Source organism: Spirosoma sordidisoli, from assembly GCF_004138325.1.
Taxonomy (GTDB): domain Bacteria; phylum Bacteroidota; class Bacteroidia; order Cytophagales; family Spirosomataceae; genus Spirosoma; species Spirosoma sordidisoli.
Genome location: NZ_SBLB01000005.1, coordinates 564,418 through 584,896 on the forward strand (window position 1 = coordinate 564,418; position 20,479 = coordinate 584,896).

The 20,479-nt window shown below is 58.9% G+C and carries 14 protein-coding genes; all 14 read right to left on the reverse strand.

Annotated elements, in window-relative coordinates; all coding sequences use genetic code 11:
• Window positions 1–7 precede the first annotated feature (7 nt).
• Entirely contained in the window at window positions 8–1,339 is a 1,332-nt protein-coding gene (gene xylA / locus EQG79_RS20080) for a xylose isomerase (RefSeq protein WP_129603460.1), read from the reverse strand.
• Window positions 1,340–1,512: 173 nt separating this feature from the next.
• A complete protein-coding gene (locus tag EQG79_RS20085) occupies window positions 1,513–2,217 on the reverse strand; it encodes an NUDIX hydrolase (protein ID WP_077919368.1) in 705 nt (234 codons plus the stop codon).
• 101 nt (window positions 2,218–2,318) lie between these two features.
• Window positions 2,319–3,365, reverse strand: a complete 1,047-nt coding sequence (locus tag EQG79_RS20090) for an endo-1,4-beta-xylanase (protein WP_369822677.1) — start codon at window positions 3,363–3,365, stop codon at window positions 2,319–2,321.
• An 88-nt stretch (window positions 3,366–3,453) separates the two neighbouring features.
• Window positions 3,454–4,293 (reverse strand): SDR family NAD(P)-dependent oxidoreductase, encoded by an 840-nt coding sequence (locus EQG79_RS20095; protein WP_129603462.1) that lies wholly within the window; start codon window positions 4,291–4,293, stop codon window positions 3,454–3,456.
• A gap of 64 nt (window positions 4,294–4,357) precedes the next feature.
• Window positions 4,358–5,533, reverse strand: coding sequence for a Gfo/Idh/MocA family protein (locus tag EQG79_RS20100; RefSeq protein WP_129603464.1), 1,176 nt, complete (start codon window positions 5,531–5,533; stop codon window positions 4,358–4,360).
• 50 nt (window positions 5,534–5,583) lie between these two features.
• Entirely contained in the window at window positions 5,584–6,993 is a 1,410-nt protein-coding gene (locus EQG79_RS20105) for a putative oxidoreductase C-terminal domain-containing protein (protein ID WP_129603466.1), read from the reverse strand.
• Window positions 6,994–7,003: 10 nt separating this feature from the next.
• Entirely contained in the window at window positions 7,004–8,422 is a 1,419-nt protein-coding gene (locus EQG79_RS20110) for a Gfo/Idh/MocA family protein (protein WP_129603468.1), read from the reverse strand.
• Window positions 8,423–8,499: 77 nt separating this feature from the next.
• Window positions 8,500–10,659: an alpha-glucuronidase family glycosyl hydrolase gene (locus tag EQG79_RS20115; protein ID WP_129603470.1), complete on the reverse strand. Its 2,160-nt coding sequence runs from the start codon at window positions 10,657–10,659 to the stop codon at window positions 8,500–8,502.
• Window positions 10,660–10,737: 78 nt separating this feature from the next.
• A complete protein-coding gene (uxuA, locus tag EQG79_RS20120) occupies window positions 10,738–11,991 on the reverse strand; it encodes a mannonate dehydratase (protein WP_129603472.1) in 1,254 nt (417 codons plus the stop codon).
• A 150-nt stretch (window positions 11,992–12,141) separates the two neighbouring features.
• Window positions 12,142–13,485 carry an MFS transporter gene (locus EQG79_RS20125; RefSeq protein WP_129603474.1) on the reverse strand — a complete coding sequence of 448 codons (1,344 nt, stop codon included), beginning with the start codon at window positions 13,483–13,485 and terminating at the stop codon, window positions 12,142–12,144.
• 13 nt (window positions 13,486–13,498) lie between these two features.
• Complete coding sequence (gene uxaC, locus EQG79_RS20130) at window positions 13,499–14,977, reverse strand: glucuronate isomerase (RefSeq protein ID WP_129603476.1); 1,479 nt, start codon at window positions 14,975–14,977, stop codon at window positions 13,499–13,501.
• Window positions 14,978–15,055: 78 nt separating this feature from the next.
• Window positions 15,056–17,968 (reverse strand): glycosyl hydrolase 115 family protein, encoded by a 2,913-nt coding sequence (locus EQG79_RS20135; RefSeq protein ID WP_129603478.1) that lies wholly within the window; start codon window positions 17,966–17,968, stop codon window positions 15,056–15,058.
• Window positions 17,969–17,992: 24 nt separating this feature from the next.
• Entirely contained in the window at window positions 17,993–19,276 is a 1,284-nt protein-coding gene (locus EQG79_RS20140; RefSeq protein ID WP_077919357.1) for a mandelate racemase/muconate lactonizing enzyme family protein, read from the reverse strand.
• Between the two features lie 26 nt (window positions 19,277–19,302).
• Window positions 19,303–20,247, reverse strand: coding sequence for an RraA family protein (locus EQG79_RS20145; RefSeq protein WP_077919356.1), 945 nt, complete (start codon window positions 20,245–20,247; stop codon window positions 19,303–19,305).
• Window positions 20,248–20,479: the final 232 nt, after the last annotated feature.

Consider the following 20,479-nt stretch of genomic DNA (forward strand, 5'->3'; position numbering starts at 1 on the left):
GTAGTGCCTAGATGTACTGGTTCACGATGCTCTCCAGCCACTCCTGTTTGCCACTGCGCAGCTGGGGCTCGCCGTTCTCCAGCGTATAGCTCCGCAGGTCTTCGAGGGTCAGTTTGCCCTGCTCGAACTCCTGGCCTTTGCCCTGGTCGAACGACGCGTATCGCTCTTTCCGGAATGCCAGATAATCGGAGTCTTTCAGGATCTTGTCGGCCACGATAAACGCCCGCGCAAACGCATCCATACCGCTGATGTGAGCAATGAACAGATCGTCGAAGTCGGTCGAGTTCCGGCGCACTTTAGCGTCGAAGTTGATACCGCCCGGCTTGATACCACCGGCCTGCTGAATAACCAGCATGGCTTCGGTCAGTTCGTAGAGGTTGATCGGGAACTGGTCGGTATCCCAGCCGTTCTGGTAATCGCCCCGGTTCGCGTCGATGCTGCCCAGCATGTCGGCGTCGGCGGCCACCTGCAGTTCGTGGTCAAATGTATGACCGGCCAGGGTAGCGTGGTTTACTTCGATGTTGAGCTTAAAATCGTTTTCCAGACCGTACTGGCGCAGGAAGCCAATGACGGTAGCCGCGTCATAGTCGTACTGGTGCTTGGTAGGCTCCATCGGCTTCGGCTCAATGAAGAACGTTCCCGTAAAGCCCTGCTTGCGGGCGTAATCGCGGGAAATGGTCAGGAACTGGGCCAGGTGCTCGACCTCACGTTTCATGTTGGTGTTCAGCAGCGACATGTAGCCTTCGCGACCACCCCAGAATACGTAGTTTTCGCCACCCAGAGCAATGGTAGCGTCGAGCGCGTTTTTAACCTGCGTACCGGCATACGCTACCACCGCAAAATCGGGGTTGGTCGATGCGCCGTTCATGTAGCGGGGGTTCGAGAACGCGTTGGCCGTTCCCCACAGCAGCTTCACGCCACTGGCCTGTTGTTTCTGCTTGGCGTACTCGACAATTGTCTGCAGCCGTTTTTCGTACTCGCTGGCCGAGTCACCTTCGTCAACCAGGTCGATGTCGTGGAAGCAGTAGTAGGGCGCCCCAATTTTGGTGATGAACTCGAACGCGGCATCCATCTTGAGTCGCGCCCGAACGTTGGCGTCGCTGTCCTGATCCCACGGAAAAATGCGGGTTCCCGGACCGAACGGATCGCCACCGGTTCCGGTGAAGGTATGCCAGTAGCTGATAGCGAAGCGCAGGTGATCGCGCAGCGACTTGCCACCAACAATCAGCTCGGGGTTGTACCATTTGAAAGCCAGCGGATTTTTCGACTGAACGCCTTCGTACGGAATGACGCCGATGCCTTTAAAGTATTCCTGATCACCCAGTGTGACGTTTGCCATGGTTCTGGAGTTGGTTACTGGTTAGTTGATAATTATGATTGATAATCAGCTCGTTTGCAGGGGTTCTTCTTCCTGCTGATTATTGAGTGTAAAATTGACACTTAAAATGTAAATGTCAAAACGAGAGGTATTAATTTTTAGGGAAATTAGCCTGTAAACCTGGCGATAGGGTTTTACCAGCTGATAGCGTCGGGGCTGGGGATAACGTTCAGCAGGGAGTGGGTCAGCTGCTGGTATCGGGGCATGTCGACCTGGTAGAAAAAGGCCCCCCGTTTCGAGAATCCTTTCTGCTTTTCATCGAGCTTGATCAGCAGGTTGGTCGACAGGATTTTGCGGCTGAAGTTGCGTTTGTCGAACTCGGTGTTATAAATCGCGTCGTAGAGCTTTTTGAGTTGGGGAATGGTAAATTTCTCGGGCAGCAATTCGAATCCGATGGGGTGCAGGGCGGCTTTGTACCGCAATCGGCGAATGGCCAGGTCGACCATGTCGCCATGATCGAACAACAGGGGCGGCAGGTCGTAGATCGAAAACCAGCGTGCCTGAAACGCTTCGGTCAGCTTCGACGCGTAGTCGGCTACTTTGACCAGCGAGAAATAGGCGACTGACACAGTCCGGACGATCGGGTCGCGCTGCGGGTCGCCGAAGGCGTTGAGCTGTTCGAGGTAGACGTTGGTCAGGCCGGTCAGTTCGAACAGAATACGGGTGGCTGCCTGCTCCAGACTTTCGTCGGGTTGCAGCCAGCCACCCATGAGCGACCAGGTTTGTTCTTCCAGGCCTCGTTTCACCAGCAGCACCTTCAGGCTTTCGCCGTCGAAGCCAAAAATGATGGAGTCGAGGGCTACCAGATACGGATGCTGCTGTTTATACTGTTCTACCATTGATCCGGGACCGACGCGGGATAAACCGGTGCGTTCGGCTGCAAACTACGTAATTCTGGCGCTTACTGCTGTTTTTTATCCCACCCCGTCGGGTCGACCGTTTAAAACGTTACGACGCTCTGATAGGCTTTTTTGGGCTGGTAATTTTCATCGAACAGCAGCGGGTGATCTTTTCGGCCCGGTACCGGAAAGTTGTCGAGCCAGGAGTACTTGTCCGACAGGTTCCAGAAGGTTACGCCGGTCAGCGTCTTTTTGTGCTTGCGGAACAGGTCGAACAGCATTTTATACTGTGCCACCTGTTTCTGCTCCATCTCGGGCGTGAACTCGCTGACATCGGTCGGTTTCCGCGCCCGGCGTTCGTGCTCTTTCGGGTAGACCGACATGTCGAGTTCGGTAACCTGTACCTTCAGGCCGAGGCTGGCAAACCGATTGATCGACTCTTCCAGTTCCTGGGGGGTAGGCTCGTAGATAGACCAGTGGCCTTGCAGACCAACCCCATCGATAGGTACTTTTTTGTCTTTCAGCTTCTTCAGTATCTGGTAGATCCGATCCCGTTTCGATGCGTTTTCGGTGTTATAATCGTTGTAAAACAGCTGGGCACCGGGGTCGGCTTCGTGGGCGTATTCAAAGGCTTTGGCGATATAGTCTTCCCCAATGATCTCGTAGAATTTCGACTTCCGGTACAGGCTGGTACCCGTGTCGGGCACGGCTTCATTAACGACGTCCCAGGCGTAGATTTTGCCTTTGTAGCGGCCCATAACGTCGTTGATGTGCTGTTTCAGGCGAGCCAGCAACACCTCGCGGCTCACCTGCTTCCCATCGGCGTCGGTAAAGAACCAGCGGGGCGTCTGGTTGTGCCAGCACAGCGTATGGCCGCGCACTTTGATCTTGTTCTGCACCGCAAAGTCGACAATGGCGTCGGCGTCTTTCCAGAAGTACCGGTTTTCTTCGGGGTGGATAGGCCCCATCTTCATGGCATTCTCGGGGGTGATGCTGCTGAACTGCTGCCGGACCAGGTCGGCTTCGGGGCCGGTCAGGGTGCGGGGAGCTACGGCTACGCCAATCGGGAAATAGTTTTTGTAGGCATCCCTGAGGGTTGGCTCGGGGGCCTGAACGTGCGAGGACAGGCCCGCGCCCAGCAGGGTCATACCGCCCAGCAGTACCGACAAACGAATGGAGGTTTTCATGGTAATGCGCTGAAAGAGAATAATGAATCTGGTTGGTCAGGACAAGGCATCAGAAGCCGATCGAGTTGCCGCCATCGACGGGGAGCGAGGCTCCGGTAACGTACCGGGCAGCATCAGAAGCCAGAAAAACAGCGGCCCAGCCAATGTCTTCGGGTTTGCCGAATTTACCCATCGGGGTCCGGCGCATGGCGCGGGCGAAGCGGTCGGGGTCGCCCCCCATGGCGGTTTTGCTCATGGCCGTCTCGATAAATCCCGGCGCAATGGCATTGACGCGAACGCCTTTGCCCGAAAACTCCGACGCCAGCACCTTAACCATACCTTCTACCGCCGACTTGGAAGCTGCGTAAGCCACCACCCGGTCAATACCGTAGTAGGCCGCCATGGACGAGATCATGATGATGGAGCCAGTGCCGCGCTCGATCATCCGGCCGGCGCACGCGCGGGTCAGCGAGAATACCGAGTTGAGGTTGGTATGAACAATCCGGTCAAAGTCGGCGTCTGTAACTTCCAGCGCGGGTTTTTTCATGTTGATGCCGGCGTTGTTGACCAGAACATCGATAGGTCCGTAGGTCGTTTCGATGTCGGCAACCAGTCCGTCGAGCCGATCGCGCTCGGTCACGTCGTTGACCACGTAATGGGCTGCGGGGGTAGGTCGATCGGCGGTAAGTGCGGCCACGGCGTCGCGGAGGGGTTGCTCCCGGCGGCCGGTGATGATCACAGTAGCACCAGCGTCGACCATGCAGCGGGCAATATCGAAACCAATGCCACTGCCTCCGCCCGTAATCAGGGCCAGCTTACCGGCCAGGGAGAACGCGTGGTCAAAGCGGATATGTGTATCGGCGGCCGGTTCGGCAACCTGTTGATTGGGGGTCTCTGCAAAGGATTCCATTTTACTACCAGCTAATTAATTGATGATCCAGAATTGGGGTGTTTGAGGCAGCACTGGGCTGCGCTTATTTTTTCAGGGTAAGCGGCCGGGCCTGTTTCTGGGCGTTGAGTGCCAGTTCGGTGGCCAGGAAGCAATGTTCCTGCGACATAGCGGTTTCGGTCCGGTTCAGAATATCGTTTACGAGTTGCTCGCCGTAGGGCAGCGGTTCTTTGCTGCAATCGAGATAGCGGGTTTCTTTCTTGTCGGTTATAAAGAGGTGATTGCCCCCCTCGCGACCGGCCGGATCGATGTTCTTCCGAATTTCGATGAAGCCTTCTGTGCCGAGAATAGTCAGGCGGCCGTCGCCCCAGGATTTGAGTCCATCGGGGGTGAACCAGTCGACCCGGATGTAGCCCGTTCCGCCATCGCCACGCAGCATGACGTCGCCGAAATCTTCGAATTTCGGATACTGCGGATGGTGTACGTTGCCCACCTGCGACGCAACGATGTCGGCTTGGGTCGAGTTGGTGAAGAACAGAAACTGGTCGAACTGGTGCGAGCCGATGTCGCAAATAATCCCGCCGAACTTCTTTTTGTCGAAGAACCAGTCGGGCCGCGATTTCGGGGTCATCCGGTGCGGGCCGAGGCCAATGGTCTGCACCACGTTACCGATCGCCCCGGCTTTGACCAGCTCACCGGCTTTGACGGTAGCGCGGTTCTCGAACCGTTCGCTGTACATGATCGAGTAGATGCGTTTGGTTTCCTTCTGCACCTTACGCGCTTCGGCCAGTTGGGCGAGGGTGGTGATACCGGGTTTGTCGGCCATGTAATCTTTCCCGTGCCGCATCACCTGAATACCCAGCGGAGCGCGCTCTTCCGGAATTGCCGAGCTGAGAATCAGCTGAATCGAGTTGTCTTCCAGAATGGCTTTTTCATCGCTGGCCTGTTTGGCATTGGGATAGCGTTTGGCAAAGGCGGCTGCCAGGTCCGGCTCCGGTGCATAGAACGAAACCAGCTCACCCCCGCCCCGGATAACGGCTTCGACCTGACCGTAAATATGGCCGTGGTTCATTTTAATGACCGAAAACCGGATTCGCGGTGCTTTCGGCGTCGTGATGATAGCGGGTCCCGACTGGGTGATCAGCTGGGTGGAGGCTGTCAGCGTCTGTGCAGACAGGGAAGTGCCGGTAACGAGACCAGCTGCGGTCGTCAGCGACTCCTTCAGAAAAGAGCGCCGGTTGGTATCCTGGATCTGATTCATTGGGTCTGAGTGGGGTTTCTGGGCTTGCCAGATTTGGCAAGCCAATCCGCTTACTGCGCTTTTTTAGCCAGTTCGAGCGCCTGGGTGGTAGTGTAGTATTTAGCGATCATGTTGGGGACTTCCCAGGCGGGCATCGATCCTGCTTTCAGGTACGTCAGGTATTTTTCCATGACCCGGCCGAAGTGGGCTTCGTGACCTTCCTTGTACTTCTCCGGAATAACGACCTCCCAGCCCGCGCCCGTCTTTTTGACGTCGATGCCGGGATACGCTTTCTGAACGGCGGGTAATACGCTGTTGAGAGAGGCTTCCAGAGTGCTGTTACCGGCTACGGGCTCAATGTAGAGGGTGGGCTTGTACTGCTGCTCGGCGCCCTGCCGGATAATCAGGTTGGCCTTGCTGCCGCGCATGATCGAATAGTGGGTATCGCCGGCACCTTCGGGAGCTTTGTAGGCCCAGGTGACCGATACTTTGGCATGAACGCCCCGGAGCTGGTAGTTGATCTCGCCATTGCTGTAGACCCGCAAGACGCTGTCTTTGACCACATCCTTCCGCAGGTAGTCGGGGAAGCTGGCCTGTTTGGTGATGGCTTTGAACTGGCTCAGCGTCATGTCCGTTGTCCAGCGCCGGGCCGAGGTAAGCCGAATGTCTTTCTGGTAATCGAGCGACTGTTCCGGAAAACAGGCCCACTGAACCAGGTCGACCAGGTGGGTGGTCACGTCAACGATGCCTTCGCCCTGCTGCGCCACGTCCATGAACCAGGCCGGTCGGGTAAGAATACTGCCCGATACGTTCTTGTAGAAGTGATGGACGCTTTCTTTCGTAACGGCCGGGTTGGCGGGGGTGCCTTTCTCCAGCGTACCGAACAGAGCCGTCTGCTGCGAAAAAGCCCGCTGGAGCATGGTCGTGATTTCGTACCGCTCCGTCATGATGTCGTATAAGAGCACGTTTTTCTGCCCGGCCGTGGCGAAGGCGTCTTTCAGCTTATCGAAGTTCGACGCGCTGATGACCATAGGCTTGTCGGCCAGCACGTTGAACCCCGCTCCAACGGTCTGCGCGATGTAATCGGTCTTCAGCCGGTTGTTGCCCGCCATCACCACCACATCGCCGGGGGTGGCTTTGGTAGCCAGCATGTTGGCCAGGAAGTCGGAACCGCGGTACACGTCTTCTTTCCAGCGGGTGGGGTTGTCGGCCCGGCTGTTGTATCCCTGAATTTTATCGAGGTGCAGCTGCAGGTCCGACGGGCCGCTCCCCTGGCTGTCGGGGGCGTAGACGCGAACGGTCGAGTCTACGCCTTCGTACATGGTTTTCTGAACCAGGGCCGCGTGAAAATGGCCGGGGTCGAGGGTAATCAGTCGTATGGTATTCGTATCGGTACGGGTTTTATCCGTTGACTCTGAAGACTGACAGGCGGTAAATAGGGTAGCCAGGCACAGGCTGCCCAGTACTAGGGTTCGGTTCATGGGCAGGGCGTTAACGGGCTTTATTACTGGCCATAGCTTTGATGGCGTACGGGGCCCGCTGCGTACGAGAGAGCATTTTATTGGCTTCGGGGTCATTTTTGAACTGCTCTTTCTTCGGGTCCCAGTACAGTTTGCGGTTTAGCTTCATGGCGGCCTGATGGAGCAGGCAGGCACTACACGAGCGGTGCCCGATTTCGGCCGGCGCGATGGGCTCTTTCCGGCTGATCACGCTCTCCAGCCAGTTGCCGTGGTGCTCTTTGCTGACGGTCAGGTGGGTTTCGTTGGGGCCAATGACCGACGTCAGCAGTTTGGGATCGCTGGCGTCCAGTTTTTTGGCCGCATTCTGTTTCGCCACCGGGTCGCTGGCCGTAACCGCCCCGTCGCCCCGCGATACGAACACCCAGCCTTCGGTGCCTTCGAACCGGATACCGTTGGGAATTTCGTTGCTCACGATCATGCGAACGCCATTTTCGTACAGGGCTTCCGTGCGGAAGATCCCGTGAACATCCCAGAGGCCACTCTTCGGGAAGTCGGCTTTGCCCCAGATCTCGACCGGGCCGGTATGTTCAGTATTCATAGCCCAGTGCGCACAGTCGATGTGGTGAGAGCCCCAGCCGGTAATCATGCCGGCGCCGAACTGTTCGCAGCGGAGCCAGCCCGGCCGGTCGTATCCCGACTGCGGATGCACCCGCTTCTCGGTGTAATAGACCTCGGGCGTAGTACCCAGCCACATGTCATAATTCAGGTTTTTAGGAACGGGCATCTGCGGCTCCTCATCGCCCGCGGGGTCGCCGGGGAGGCCGACGTACACCGTTTTCAGCTGCCCGATTCGGCCGTTGCGAACCAGCTCGGCCGCATACCGGAACTGCTCCGACGAGCGCTGCTGGCTGCCTACCTGCACAATACGGCCCGACTGTTTAACGGCATCGGCCATCATCCGGCCCTCGGCTATCGTTAGCGACGCGGGTTTCTGCATGTACACATCCTTGCCCGCCCGTACGGCATCGATCACGATGGGCGCGTGCCAATGGTCGGGGGTGCTGACCAGAACGGCGTCGATGTCTTTGTTATTCAGCAGCTCACGGTAGTCGGTATAGACCCGAACGCCGTCGTAGTCTTTGCCGGTTTTTTTGGTATAAAAGCCGTTGACGAGCGTTTTGGCTTCGTTGGCGCGTTTGCTGTCCAGGTCGCAGACGGCCATGATCAGCGCGTTGTCATACTGCCAGACACCCGGCATATCGTGGCCGCGGGAAATGCGGCCCGTGCCAATGGCGCCGATGTTGATCCGGTTGCTCGGCGCGTTTTTGCCCAGCACCGAAGCGGGCACAATGGTTGGAAATCCGCCGATGATGGCTGTCGACAGGGTTGCCTGGGCGCTGGCCTTCAAAAAAGTTCGTCTCGATAACGAGTTTTCAACGGGCTGAGTCATGATCAAAAGGGGTTGGGGGTTTAGGATTGAGTAAGCCGGTCACGGGGCCGCCCTACTTGTATGCACTCATGTCGTCACTACCGGAGCAGATACGTTTCGACCGATTGTTTAACGTCATCGAGGGTCCGTTCGGGCTTTTTGAAGGGAGCCGGAATGGGCTGTTTGGCAAAGGTTTGCAGGTAAAGTACCCACGCATCGCGCCACCAGATGGCTTCCCGGTGCTGCGTAACCAGCCGGGCTGCCACGTCGGCATGCAGGGCCGGGTCGAGGGCGGGTTTTACCGCGGCCCATTCCTGCTGCATCCAGCGTACCGAGTCGGCACCGGTGTAGAACCGGTTGCAAAGCTCATCCCACAGCGTACGGCCGGTCGACAGTTTTTTGGTCCAGGGCACGTGGTGGAACCAGAGCAGATACGGCAGTGGGCAGGTCTCGGGGTCGTTCCATTGCTGCTGTACCTCAGGTCGGTACTGCGCCAGGGCGTTACTGCCGGTGGCCGTCCGGTCGAAACCGACTCCCACCGAGTCGGCCCGGTGGTAATAAACGGCTGTCCAGTCGGGGCGCGGGCTGCGGGCCTGCCAGGGCTCGGGCGCAAAGTGAACCCCCGTCCAGGGCCGGCTCAGCCCCATCGGGGTGTTATAGTCGACGTAAATATCCCGCGATCGGAGCATCAGGTTCGCAATTCGGCTGGTGGCCTGCGGGTTGTGGGTCAGCGTCATGCCGATCCATTCGCGGGCAATGGCTTCGGCGGAGAGGGTATGATCCCAGGCCAGCCGACCAAAGGCGTACCAGTTGGCCTGCGCCATGGGGTGACCCGTCCAGTTCAGGTTCGAGCCGGTATTGGCCACCCCCGCCATCAGCGTCCTGGACGGTCCGTCGGTCCGGTAGCCGTGCAGGCTGCCGTCAATGACCCTGGCTACGGTCGAGCCTTTGCCACTGGCGTAGGTATCGGCATCCAGACATTCTTTGAAGAGGGGCGCTTCGTAGACCAGGTGGGTAGCGAAGCCGAGGTATTCCTGGGTCAGCTGGAACTCCATGCCCAGTGGCGTTTTGGGCATACTGCCGAACAGGGGCGAGAACGGCTCGCGCGGCTGAAAATCGATGGGGCCGTTCTTGACCTGAACGATCACCTTGGGGTCGAACTGGCCATCCAGGGGGGTAAACTCTTCGTGGGCTGCTCTGAAGCGATCGGCTTTGGGGTCGGCCTTATAAACGAACGCCCGCCAGATAACGACGCCATCGTAGGGTTTCATGGCTTCGGCCAGCATATTGGCCCCGTCGGCATGGGTACGGCCGTAATCCTGCGGCCCCGGCTCACCTTCCGAATTGGCCTTAACCAGCAGACCGCCGAAGTCGGGAATAATCTGGTAAATTTCTTTGACCTTGTCGTTCCACCATTTCCGCACCTCGGGGTCGAGCGGGTCCGATGTTTTGAGCTTACCCAGCGTTTTGGGGGCCGCAAAGTAAACCGAAAGATAAACCCGAATGCCGTAGGGCCGGAAAACAGCGGCCAGGGCGGCAACCTTCTGCAGGTATTCGGCCGTCATGAAGCGGGCGCTGGCGTTGACGTTGTTGATAACGGTACCGTTGATGCCAAGCGATGCGTTGGCCCGGGCATAGTCCCGGTAGCGCGGGTCGATTCGCTCGGGGAGTTCGTACCATTTCCAGAGCGACCCACCGGCGTAGCCCCGTTCGATGGTGCCGTCTACGTTATCCCAGTGGTTCAGCATCCGGTACTGTACTTTCGGGCTGCTCGCCAGCGATAGCCCGTCGAGCGGCTGGCGGGTCTGCATCTGCCGCAGCAGGGCAAACGCACCGTAGAGCACCCCGGCCTCGCTCGGGCTGGAGATGGTCAGGGTGTTGCGGTCAGCGGCAATCTGGTAACCTTCGCGGTTGGCGGGCGGGGTGGCGGCTGGGGCACCTGCGCGCAGCACGATGCCGCCCGTACGGCTGCCAACGCTGCTAATGATCGGAACGGTTTTGCCCAGCAGGCCGCGCAAACCGGTCTGTAGTTCTTCGGCCGCCGACCGCAAAACCGGTCCTGATCCGGTCAGGGCAATAAACTGAGCAGCGCGGGCATAAGCCTGTCGTTTGGCAACATCATCGATCAGGTCGTACTTCAGCCACAGCCGGTACCCATCGTCTCCGCCCGGAGGCAGGCTGGAGAGAGTCTGGGCCCGGCTACTGATCAGCAGCAGCAGACAGCCAAGTACGAAAATCGGTTTAAGGATATATGTCATATAAAGCGGCTTTGCTTCGGCAAAGCGGTTCAGTTTGGATATGTTGATGGCTGTCAGCGAATAGGCTTTTCAGACCGCTCAAAGGGTATTGGCATACGTTTGGTACGATGCCTGAGCCGGTTGGTCGGCCAGGCTGCGAGTGATGCCCAGCTCCAGGCCCCGCAGCTCGGCGAGTCCGCGCAGCCGTCCAATGGCCGAGTAGCCCGGATACGTTTTCTTGTGCAGATCGTCGAGCATCTGATGACCATGGTCGGGGCGCATCGGGATGGCCGTTACGCCGGTACCGGTCCGCTCCCGGCGCTGCTGCTCCAGCACAATGGCTTTGACAACGGCGTACATGTCTACATCGCCCGCCAGGTGGTCGGCTTCGTGGAAGTTGCGCCAGCCGTCGGTGCGTTCCTGTTTCGTGGTGCGGAGGTGGACGAAGTGAATCCGGTTGCCGAAGCGGCTGATCATGCCCGGCAGGTCATTGTCGGGGCGGATACCCAGCGAGCCGGTGCAGAACGTAATGCCGTTGGCGGTTACGGGACAGGCCTCCATCAGCCGGGCCAGATCGGACTCGGTGCTGACCACGCGGGGCAGACCCAGCAGCGGCATCGGCGGATCGTCGGGGTGGATACAGAGGTTCACGCCAGCTTCTTCGGCCACCGGCGCGACCTGCTGAATGAAGTAATACAGGTTATTCCGAAGCTCGGTATCGCCAATGGTCGCGTAGTCGTCGAGCAGGCCCTGAAACGTATCGAGGGTAAAGGCCTCTTCGGAGCCGGGCAGCCCCAGCAGCACGATGTTGGCCAGTTCGGTAACGCGGTCGGGCGTCATCTGCGCGAAGGAGCGGTGGGCCGACTCGATGAGTTCGGGTTCGTAGTCGGCTTCGGCGCCGGGGCGTTTCAGGATGCAGAGGTCGAATACCGCAAAATCTTCCCACACAAACCGCAGCGCCCGCGATCCGTCGGGCATCTCGTAGCTCAAGTTCGTGCGCGACCAGTCGAGGACCGGCATGAAGTTGTAACAAACGGTACGGATGCCGCAGTTGGCCAGGTTGCGAATCGACGCCTTGTAATTCTCGATGTACTGCGCGCGCTCGGGCTGGCCTTTCTTGATGGCTTCGTGAACGGGCAGGCTCTCGACTACGGCCCAGTGCAGGGCCGAATACCGATCGTTGTCGGCTTCAACCAGTTGTTTGCGCTGCTCGATGGCGGCTGTTGGCCATACCTCACCGACCGGAATCTGGTGCAGGGCCGTAACCACTCCGGCACACCCCGCCTGCCGGATATCCATCAATGAAACCGGGTCGTTTGGCCCGAACCAGCGCATGGTTTGTAACATTCCCATAAACGTACACTTTGTAAAGAGAGGACCCCGACGGTTCATGCCGACGAGGCCTCCGCATAGCTAAAAAAACACGTAAACCAGCACGTAACGTGCTTCCTGATCCCGGCCTTTACCCGGCTGACCGATGCCAGTTTCGACTCAGCAAACTGATCAGGTGGTGGCCACTTTTCGGCGGAACACAAACACGTAGAGCAGAGTCCAGGCTACCAGATACGCTAGCCCGGCTATGTAAAAAATAACGTAATATCCTTCAGATAGCTGCCCCAGCGCTTTGTAATGATCCAGAATCCGGCCAACCAGCAGGGGGAACATAGCGCCCCCCAGCGTACCGGCCATGGTGCCGAACCCAACTACGCGACTCAGCACGTGCTTCGGAAACTGATCGGCGGCCACGGTAAAGATGTTGGCCGACCAGGCCTGGTGGGCAGCCACGGCCAGCGACAGGATGGCAATAACGGGCCACATACTGCTCAGCTGACTGATGAGCATGACGGGCGTAACGCAGACCGCGAACAGGGCCATGGCATACTGCCGCGCCCGGGTCGGATGCCAGCCCTTCTGAATCAGCGTCGAGGAGAGCCAGCCACCGCCTACGCTCCCGATCGTTGCGGCCAGATAGATGATGATCAGCGGACCGCCCAGCTTTTTGAGGTCGAGGTTATAGATGCTGGCCAGGTAAGACGGGAGCCAGAACAGAAAGAACCACCAGATCGGATCGGTGAGGAGTTTGCCGCCCATGAACCCCCAGATTGCCCGGTTGGAGAAGATGGCATAAGGGGCTTTCGGCGCATCGGCAATGAGGTCGGTGGCAGCCGCATCGCCGGCCACGGTTGGGGCAACGGGCTCGTCGGTGATGTAGGCCAGCTCGGCCGCGTTGACCCGTTGGTGCCGTGCCGGCACTTCGTAATAGATCCACCAGGCCACAATCCAGACGAAGCCCAGGGCGCCCGTAACGATAAAGGCCATCTGCCAGCCCGCAACCAGCGCCAGCCAGGGTACAACGGCCGGAGCGGCCACGGCCCCGATGTTAGCCCCGGCGTTGAACACACCCACCGCCAGCGCCCGTTCTTTCTTGGGAAACCATTCGGCAACGGTCTTGATCGAGGCCGGGAAGTTACCCGCTTCGCCAATGCCCAGCAGCGCCCGGGCTACCATGAAACCCAGCGTACCCCCCGCCAGCGCATGGCCCATAGCGGCCAGACTCCAGACCAGAATAGCGCCGATGTAGCCCAGCTTCGTGCCGATCCGGTCAATGATGTAGCCAGCCAACAGCGTACTGGAGCCGTAGAAAAACGTAAAGACCGTTACGATATTGGCGTAGTCGGACTCGGTCCAGCTAAACTCTTTTTCGAGAATCGGCTTCAGCAGGCTGATAACCTGCCGGTCGAGGTAGTTGATAGTCGTGGCAAAAAAGAGCAGGGCTACGATGATCCATCGGTAGTTGCTCCGTTTGCCAACGGCCGAGGTCGCTGCGGGTTGAGATTGTCCGGTCATTCCTGGGGTCGGGTTAGTGTTTCCAGTCAAAAAAGGTCGAGACGTTGTGATAGGCAATGTTGGCGGTCATCTGCCCCAGCCAGGTAAGGTCTCTGGGCAGCAGGCCTTTCTCGACATCGGTACCGATGATGTTGCAGAGAATACGCCGGAAGTAATCGTGCCGCGAGAACGACAACAGGCTCCGCGAGTCGGTCACCATGCCGATAAACCGGCTCAGCAGCCCCATATTCGAGAGAACGTTCAGCTGGGTTTCCATCCCGTCTTTCTGGTCCAGAAACCACCAGGCCGACCCCCATTGCATCCTGCCCGTCGTGGATGCGCCCGTCGTGGATACGACCGGCGTGGATACGACCGGCGTGGACTCGCCCTGGAAGTTCCCGATCATGGTGGCGAAGGTTTCGTTGTCGGCCGGGTTCAGGTTGTAGAGCACCGTTTTGGTGAGTTGCCCGCTCTGGTCGAGGGTGTCGAGAAAGCGGGCCAGCCGGGCGGTTTGCGGCAGATCATTGATGGAGTCGACGCCGATGTTGATGCCGATCTGTTTGGTGAGCCGGGTGTTGACCTGACGCAGCGCACCCAGGTGAAACTGCTGCACCCAGCCGCGCTGGTGATACATCCGACCTAGTTCGAGCAGGATGCAGCCCGTCAGCTGGTCGATCTGGTCGGGCGTAACGGTTGTCTGGCCGGCTAGCAGCTGTCGGAAAGCGGTGTCGAGCTGGCTGCTGCGGGCGGCTGCCAGCGGCATCTGCGCCAGGCCGTGGTCGGCGGCCCGGCAGCCTGTTTCGTGGAAGAAATCGATCCGTCGCTGCATCGCTTCCAGAAAGGTGTCTAGGCTCGTAATTGCCAGGCCACTGACGGAAGCCAGCTCTGCCACGCGATCGCGCCAGGCCTGGCCCGATGCCGGAAACAGCGCGTCGGGCCGAAACGTCGGCAGCATGGTCAGGTCGGTCCCTTCGTCGGCCAGCTGCTGATGATAACGCAGGTCGTCGGCCGGTTCGTCGGTGGTGCAGATGACCTGCACCTTATGCTCGGTCAGCAGGGCACGGGCCGTCCATCGCGACTGAAGTTGTTCGTTACACTGGTCGTAGATAGAGCGGGCGCTGGCTTCGTTGAGCAGATCGCCGATGCCAAACGGTTTTTTCAATTCCATATGCGTCCAGTGATAGAGCGGGTTCCGCATCGTGTACGGAACCGTATGGGCCCAGGCGTTAAAAGACCGCCAGGGGTCTGTGCTACCCGTGATGAGCGCTTCCGGAACGCCATTGGCCCGCATGGCCCGCCATTTGTAGTGGTCGCCCTGGAGCCAGATCTCGGTCATGTTGTCGTACCGTTTGTCGAGCGCCACTTCGGCGGGCGACAGGTGATTATGGTAGTCAATGATCGGCAGGTCCCGTACAAACTCAGTGTAGAGGTAACGGGCCGTTTCGGTTTCCAGGATGAAGTTTTCGTCCAGAAAATCGCGGGTGGCGGGGTGGCTGGGAGGAAGATCAATCATGTGTCTGTTCTCGAGTACTGAATCGGATCGGGCGTTTTGCTGGTTGTAGCCAGTGAATCCCGGGTGCTCCGGTTATCGTTAGTTGGCGCTTGGTCGGGCTGGCGATACGCGTTCGGGCGGGCCGAGGTAACTGGGTTTTACGCCACCCTGATCGATCACGACTTTCTGGAAAACCACCGCCGGGTCAACCACCCAGATCTTCAGCACGTGTTCGCCGGGCTGGCCGATCGTATGGCGGGAGGTGATCAGGCGTACGTTATTGGCTACCGACTGCTCCCATACCCTGTTGGTTTCGCTGGCGTGGATGTCGATCACCTGGGGCGCTTCGTCGTCGAACGAAATAGCGAATCGCAGGCCTTTGTTGTCGTTAAAATTCAGCGTGGGCGAGAGGTAGGTCTGTACCTGAACCGGTCCACTTTCGGCGATATGAACCCGGTATTCGAGCCGGGGCGATGCGCCACCCGGCTTGTCGATGCTGGCTGCGGTAACCGGCACTATGGTCATGCCCGAGCCCGTCCGGCCAATATCCGGAATGCGCAACCAGGTTGTCGACCCGGTTTCGACGGTGCGGCTGGGCAGATCGGCCTTCAGGGACGCGTAGCCGTTGCTGGCTACAAAACCCGCCAGGGCATCGGATTGGAGCCCCGCCGGATTATGTACCACTGCCTGTACCGTAATGCGTTTGCCATCCGGCCCGCTGATCGTGATGGGCGCGCGCTGGGTGCCGGCCGGTACCCGTTTCCAATCGATGCTGACCAGCAGGCGGGTTTCCTGATCGACGCTGCCGGCCGACGACGACAGCTTCAGCCAGGGCGCGCCCGATTCGGCCGTAAAGCGAAACGGCGTCTGGCCGCGGTTAAATACGTCGATGTACGACGTTTGCTGATGAAAGGCATCGAAAGCGGGCAAAACGGCCTCGCCCGACTCGGCCGGCCACCAGGCTGCCGATCCGTCGATGGCTACGCCCATATTGGCTGGCTGGGGCAGGGTCAGCGTCTGAACGGCTGGCATTTTGTTTTTTTCGGGCTGTTGCCAGTAGGTGTAGCCGATGTGGGTCTGGTCCATCATGTGGCTCCATTTGCCCCCCGCCAGGGTGTCGTTGTAGAAGCGGCTGATCTGCGCGTCGCGCTCGAAGAGCCGTTCAACCTGTTGAGCCAGCAAGTTGGTAGCAGCCCGGCCCTGTTTGGCGTACCACTGGTTCCGGCCGGCGGCTACGTACATCTCGTTTACGGTAGCGCAGGCTTTGACGGGGTGCAATACGAGCTGGAAATAAGCGTCCTGATGCGTAGCCGGTAGCTCCCGCCCGATCCGTTCGGCCTCGGCCAGGAGGTTGTTGTAGTCGGCCACTACGGTTTCGGCTTCCCGATAATTGGTCAGGCTGTAGGTCGTGGGCGAGAGGAGTTCGGGTTTCCGGCGGGCGTTGTACTGGGTGTAGCGGGTCAGAATCTGGGCAATCGCCGATGCGTGTTTGGCGCCGAACTGTTTTTCGGCCCAGAGCCGGGTATAGTCGGGGAGTTTGCCGGCGGGCCACCGGGCCGGGTTCCAGGCGTAATCGAGGAAAAACTCGATCGGAAACTCCATCGGTTTGATGTCGCCGACGTTGACAATCCAGATTCGGTCGACGCCGTGTTCGTAGGCCAGGTGCATCTGCTCCCAGGTGCGCGCAATCGGGTTGGTGTTGAGCCATTTGTAGTTGCGCGGGCCACCTACGTAGTCGAAATGGTAATAGATGCCGTAGCCTCCGCTGCGTTTGGGCGTACCTACGGCCGGTAGCTTGCGGATGTTGCCCCAGTTGTCGTCGCAGAGGAGCAGGGTAACATCGTCGGGTACGCGCATCCCCTTTTCGTAGTATTCCTGCACCTCTTTGTAGAGGGCCCAGAGCTGGGGCGTTTGCGACGGGGCCTTGCCGGTTACCTCGCCGATGATGGTCCGCTGGTCGGCCACAATCCGTTCGAGCAGGGCGGTGTTGCTTTCGCGGCTCATCGGCTCGTCGCCGTCGCCCCGCATCCCCACGCTTATGATGCTTTCGTTGGTGCCCATGCGCCGGATGCCGGTTCGCCAGAATTCGCGCAGGGTCGAATCGTTTTTCTGGTAGTTCCAGGGTGTTTTCTGACCATAGCGTCGCCATTCGTCATGGGCCCGCATGAGGGGTTCGTGGTGGGAGGTGCCAATTACGACGCCGTACTCGTCGGCCAGCTTCGGGTTCATGGCATCGTCGTCGTAAAACGCATTGCCCCACATGGCGGGCCAGAGGTAGTTGCCTTTCAGCCGGAGAATCAGCTCGAAAACGTGTTCGTAGAACTTGTGGTTGAAGCCGCCAAATTTCTCTTTCGACCAGCCCGAGAGGGCGGGTGCTTCGTCGTTGATGAAGATGCCGCGGTACTTGACGGCGGGCGTACCCTGCGAATGACGGCCGGGCAGCACATATAAACTGGATTGCGGGACGGCCGGTACGTCGGCCCACCAGTTCCAGGGCGATACGCCGATCTGGGCCGAGAGGTCGTAGATCCCGTAAATCGTACCGCGTTTGTCGCTGCCGACGATGACCAGCGCCTGATCAACGCCCGGCATGGGTTTATCGACCACCTGGGTCAGCGACGTTTCCCACTTACCAACAATACCCGACACGTCGAGCTTACGGGCCTTTACCAGCTGATCGATCAGCGGACTCTTGCCGAGCGTGCCAATCAAGACCAGCTCTCTGGCGGAGGCCGGGTTGCCGGTCATCAGCGCTGGCTCGGCCCCGGTCACCTGCCGGATATCGGCCTGGAGGTTCCTGACGGCCCGAACAACCCCCGGAAAGTCGGTCGGGCTGGTCAGGAGCGGAGTCGACCGGCCGCCAGCAGAAAGCGCAAAGGAACCCTTGCTTTTTCGGCTGGCGACGTACGAATCGGGATCGATGGCCCAAACTGACGATGCGCTGACCAACGCCAGGAAGGCGAAAGCCAGAACTCGTTTTTGAAAAGAAAGAAACGTTGGGTAAGTCAACATAGTCAAGTGGGCATTCGGTCTGGCTTATACAAAAAATGGAACGTCTTTGGGGGCATATTTACGCATCCCTTCCTCGTTGATTTCGACCCCGATACCGGGCTTTTCGGAGAGCGGGATGTAGCCGTCTTTCACCATCGGCCCGTCGAAGGTGACGACCTCTTTGAACATCGGCTCCTCGTGGAAATAAATCTGCCACTCCAGAATCAGGAAGTTCGGCACCGACGCACAAACGTGGCTCGACGCCATGGCGCCCAGGTAAGAGGCTACCATGTGGGGCGCAAAGGGTACGTAATACAGATTCGACAGGTTGGCAATCCGCTGCGCTTCGCCGAGACCGCCCGCTTTTTGCAGATCGGGCATGATGATGTCGACGGCGCCGATTTCGAGCAGCTTCCGGAACCCGTGGGCGAGGTAGTGGTTCTCGCCCGCGCAGATCGGCGTGTTCGACGCTTCGCGGATCTGGCGGTAAGCTTCGGGGTTTTCGGCCGGGATCGGCTCTTCCAGAAACAGCAGGTTCAGCGGTTCCATCATCTTGGCCACGCGCCGGCCCGTGGTGACGTCGTACCGGCCGTGCATGTCGACGCAGATATCGACTTTCGGGCCAACGGCTTTCCGGACGCTGGCAATCTGGTTGTACATCCGCTCCAGTTCGCCCTGGCTGGCGGTCCAGTTGTAGGCGTCGTACTTGTTGGGGTCGTTGCGCTCGTCGATGTCGAACTTAACGGCCGTAAAACCCATGTCGACGGCTCGTTTGGCGCTTCGGCCGAAGGCGTCGGGGCTGGTGTCGGTTTCGCGGTAGGCGCCCGTATCGCAGTAGACACGGATTTTATCGCGGAATTTACCGCCCAGCAGCTGGTAGACGGGCATGCCGAGGGCTTTACCGACCAGGTCCCACAGGGCCGTTTCGATAGCCGACAGAACGGATATATAGATACCGGCCTGCGCACCTTCGAAGAAACCCGACCGCCGAACGTCTTCGAACAGCCGGTTCACGTTGAGCGGGCTTTTGCCCTTGATGCGCTGGCCCATCATTTTAACCAGGTGGTAGGTGCCGACCGAGGCATCGACGGCTTCACCGCAGCCCCAGATGCCCTGGTTGGTATGTACTTTCACGAAGAGGCTGTGTCCGTTTCGGGTGTAGCCGCATTTTATATCGGTTATTTTCAGGTCAGATGGGGCCGAAGACAGGGGCGCGTTATGAACCGCCGTTTCGAGGCCTTCGCCGAAGGTTGAGAACGTAGTGGCGGCCAGGGCCGTGCTGATGGCGCTCTTGGTCAGAAACGAACGCCGGGAGGTAGGTTTAGTCATGGTTCGGTAAGGGGTAGGCGTTCGGTTTACCAGGTACGGGTTTTCAAATACTCCTGAATCTGCTCTTTCGGTACGGGCAGTTCGTTCACGTGGGCGTTGAGCCACTGCGAAAAGTCTTTCTCGATTTCGGCCGACCAGCGGGTGTCGATCTGGCCGGGCGTATACTTCTGCTCGCGCAGGCGCTGGTGGCCGAACATGTCGCGCAGGCGGATGATCTCCGATGTTTTTACAACCTTCTCGGCCAGGTGGGGCGGAATGAAGCAGACACCCCCGTCGCGGCCCAGTACCACATCGCCGGGCATGACCATGACTTTACCGATGCGCGTAGGGCGGTTGATGCCGACCAGGGTGGTGTTCAGGTTTCCGTCGGGGTTGTGGTGGGAGGGGTGATAGCTGCGGAAGTAGGACGTAAAGCCGCCAATCTCCTTCAGCCCGGCCACGTCCCGAACGGCGCCTTCGTAAACGATGCCGTTGCCCGTTTTGGCGTAGATCGAGTTGCCCAGGTTGTCGCCAATGGTCGGTCCGTCTTCGTGCATGCCAAACTGATCGACCACGTACACATCGCCTTTTATCAGCATGTCGATAGGCCAGGCGTTCTGGGACTTTACGCGTCCATCTTTGGTATGTCCTTTTTCGTCGGTCACGCGGTGTACATCGGGTCGGCCGGGCATAAACGTGGCCGTCAGCGCCCGTCCTACCAGTACGCTGTCGGGGTTGATGGTTTGCCAGTCGCCAGTAAACTGATACCGGTAGTTTTCGTTTTTGAGCACAGCCCAGGCTTCTTCGTGGGTCACCAGCTTCATCCGTTTCAGGATGGCATCCGGCACTTTAGGTCGTCCGTCCGGAAAGCGTTCGCCTTTCCAGTCGGGCGTCAGGAAGATGAGCTCTTCGCGGGAAATCTGCTGCCCCAGCGACGCTGTTGCCCGCCCGAGGAGGCATACTAAAGCGGCTGTAACAATTGTCAGCTTCATACAGGTAAAAAAAGGTTAAGGGGTTTGTATACATTCGGATAAACGCGGCTGTGCACTCCTTCTACCCTTTTCAACCGATTGAATTTCAGTTGCAGTCTTCCGTTGGTAGCTTAGGTGAAAAAACAGCCTTCCCGCCAGGTGGCAGGAGGCTGTCCGGTAAACCTATAATTGCTACTGCCTTGTCAGTCAGGTCCTGACTGATCAGGATTACGGGTCGGCCATCTACGCTCCG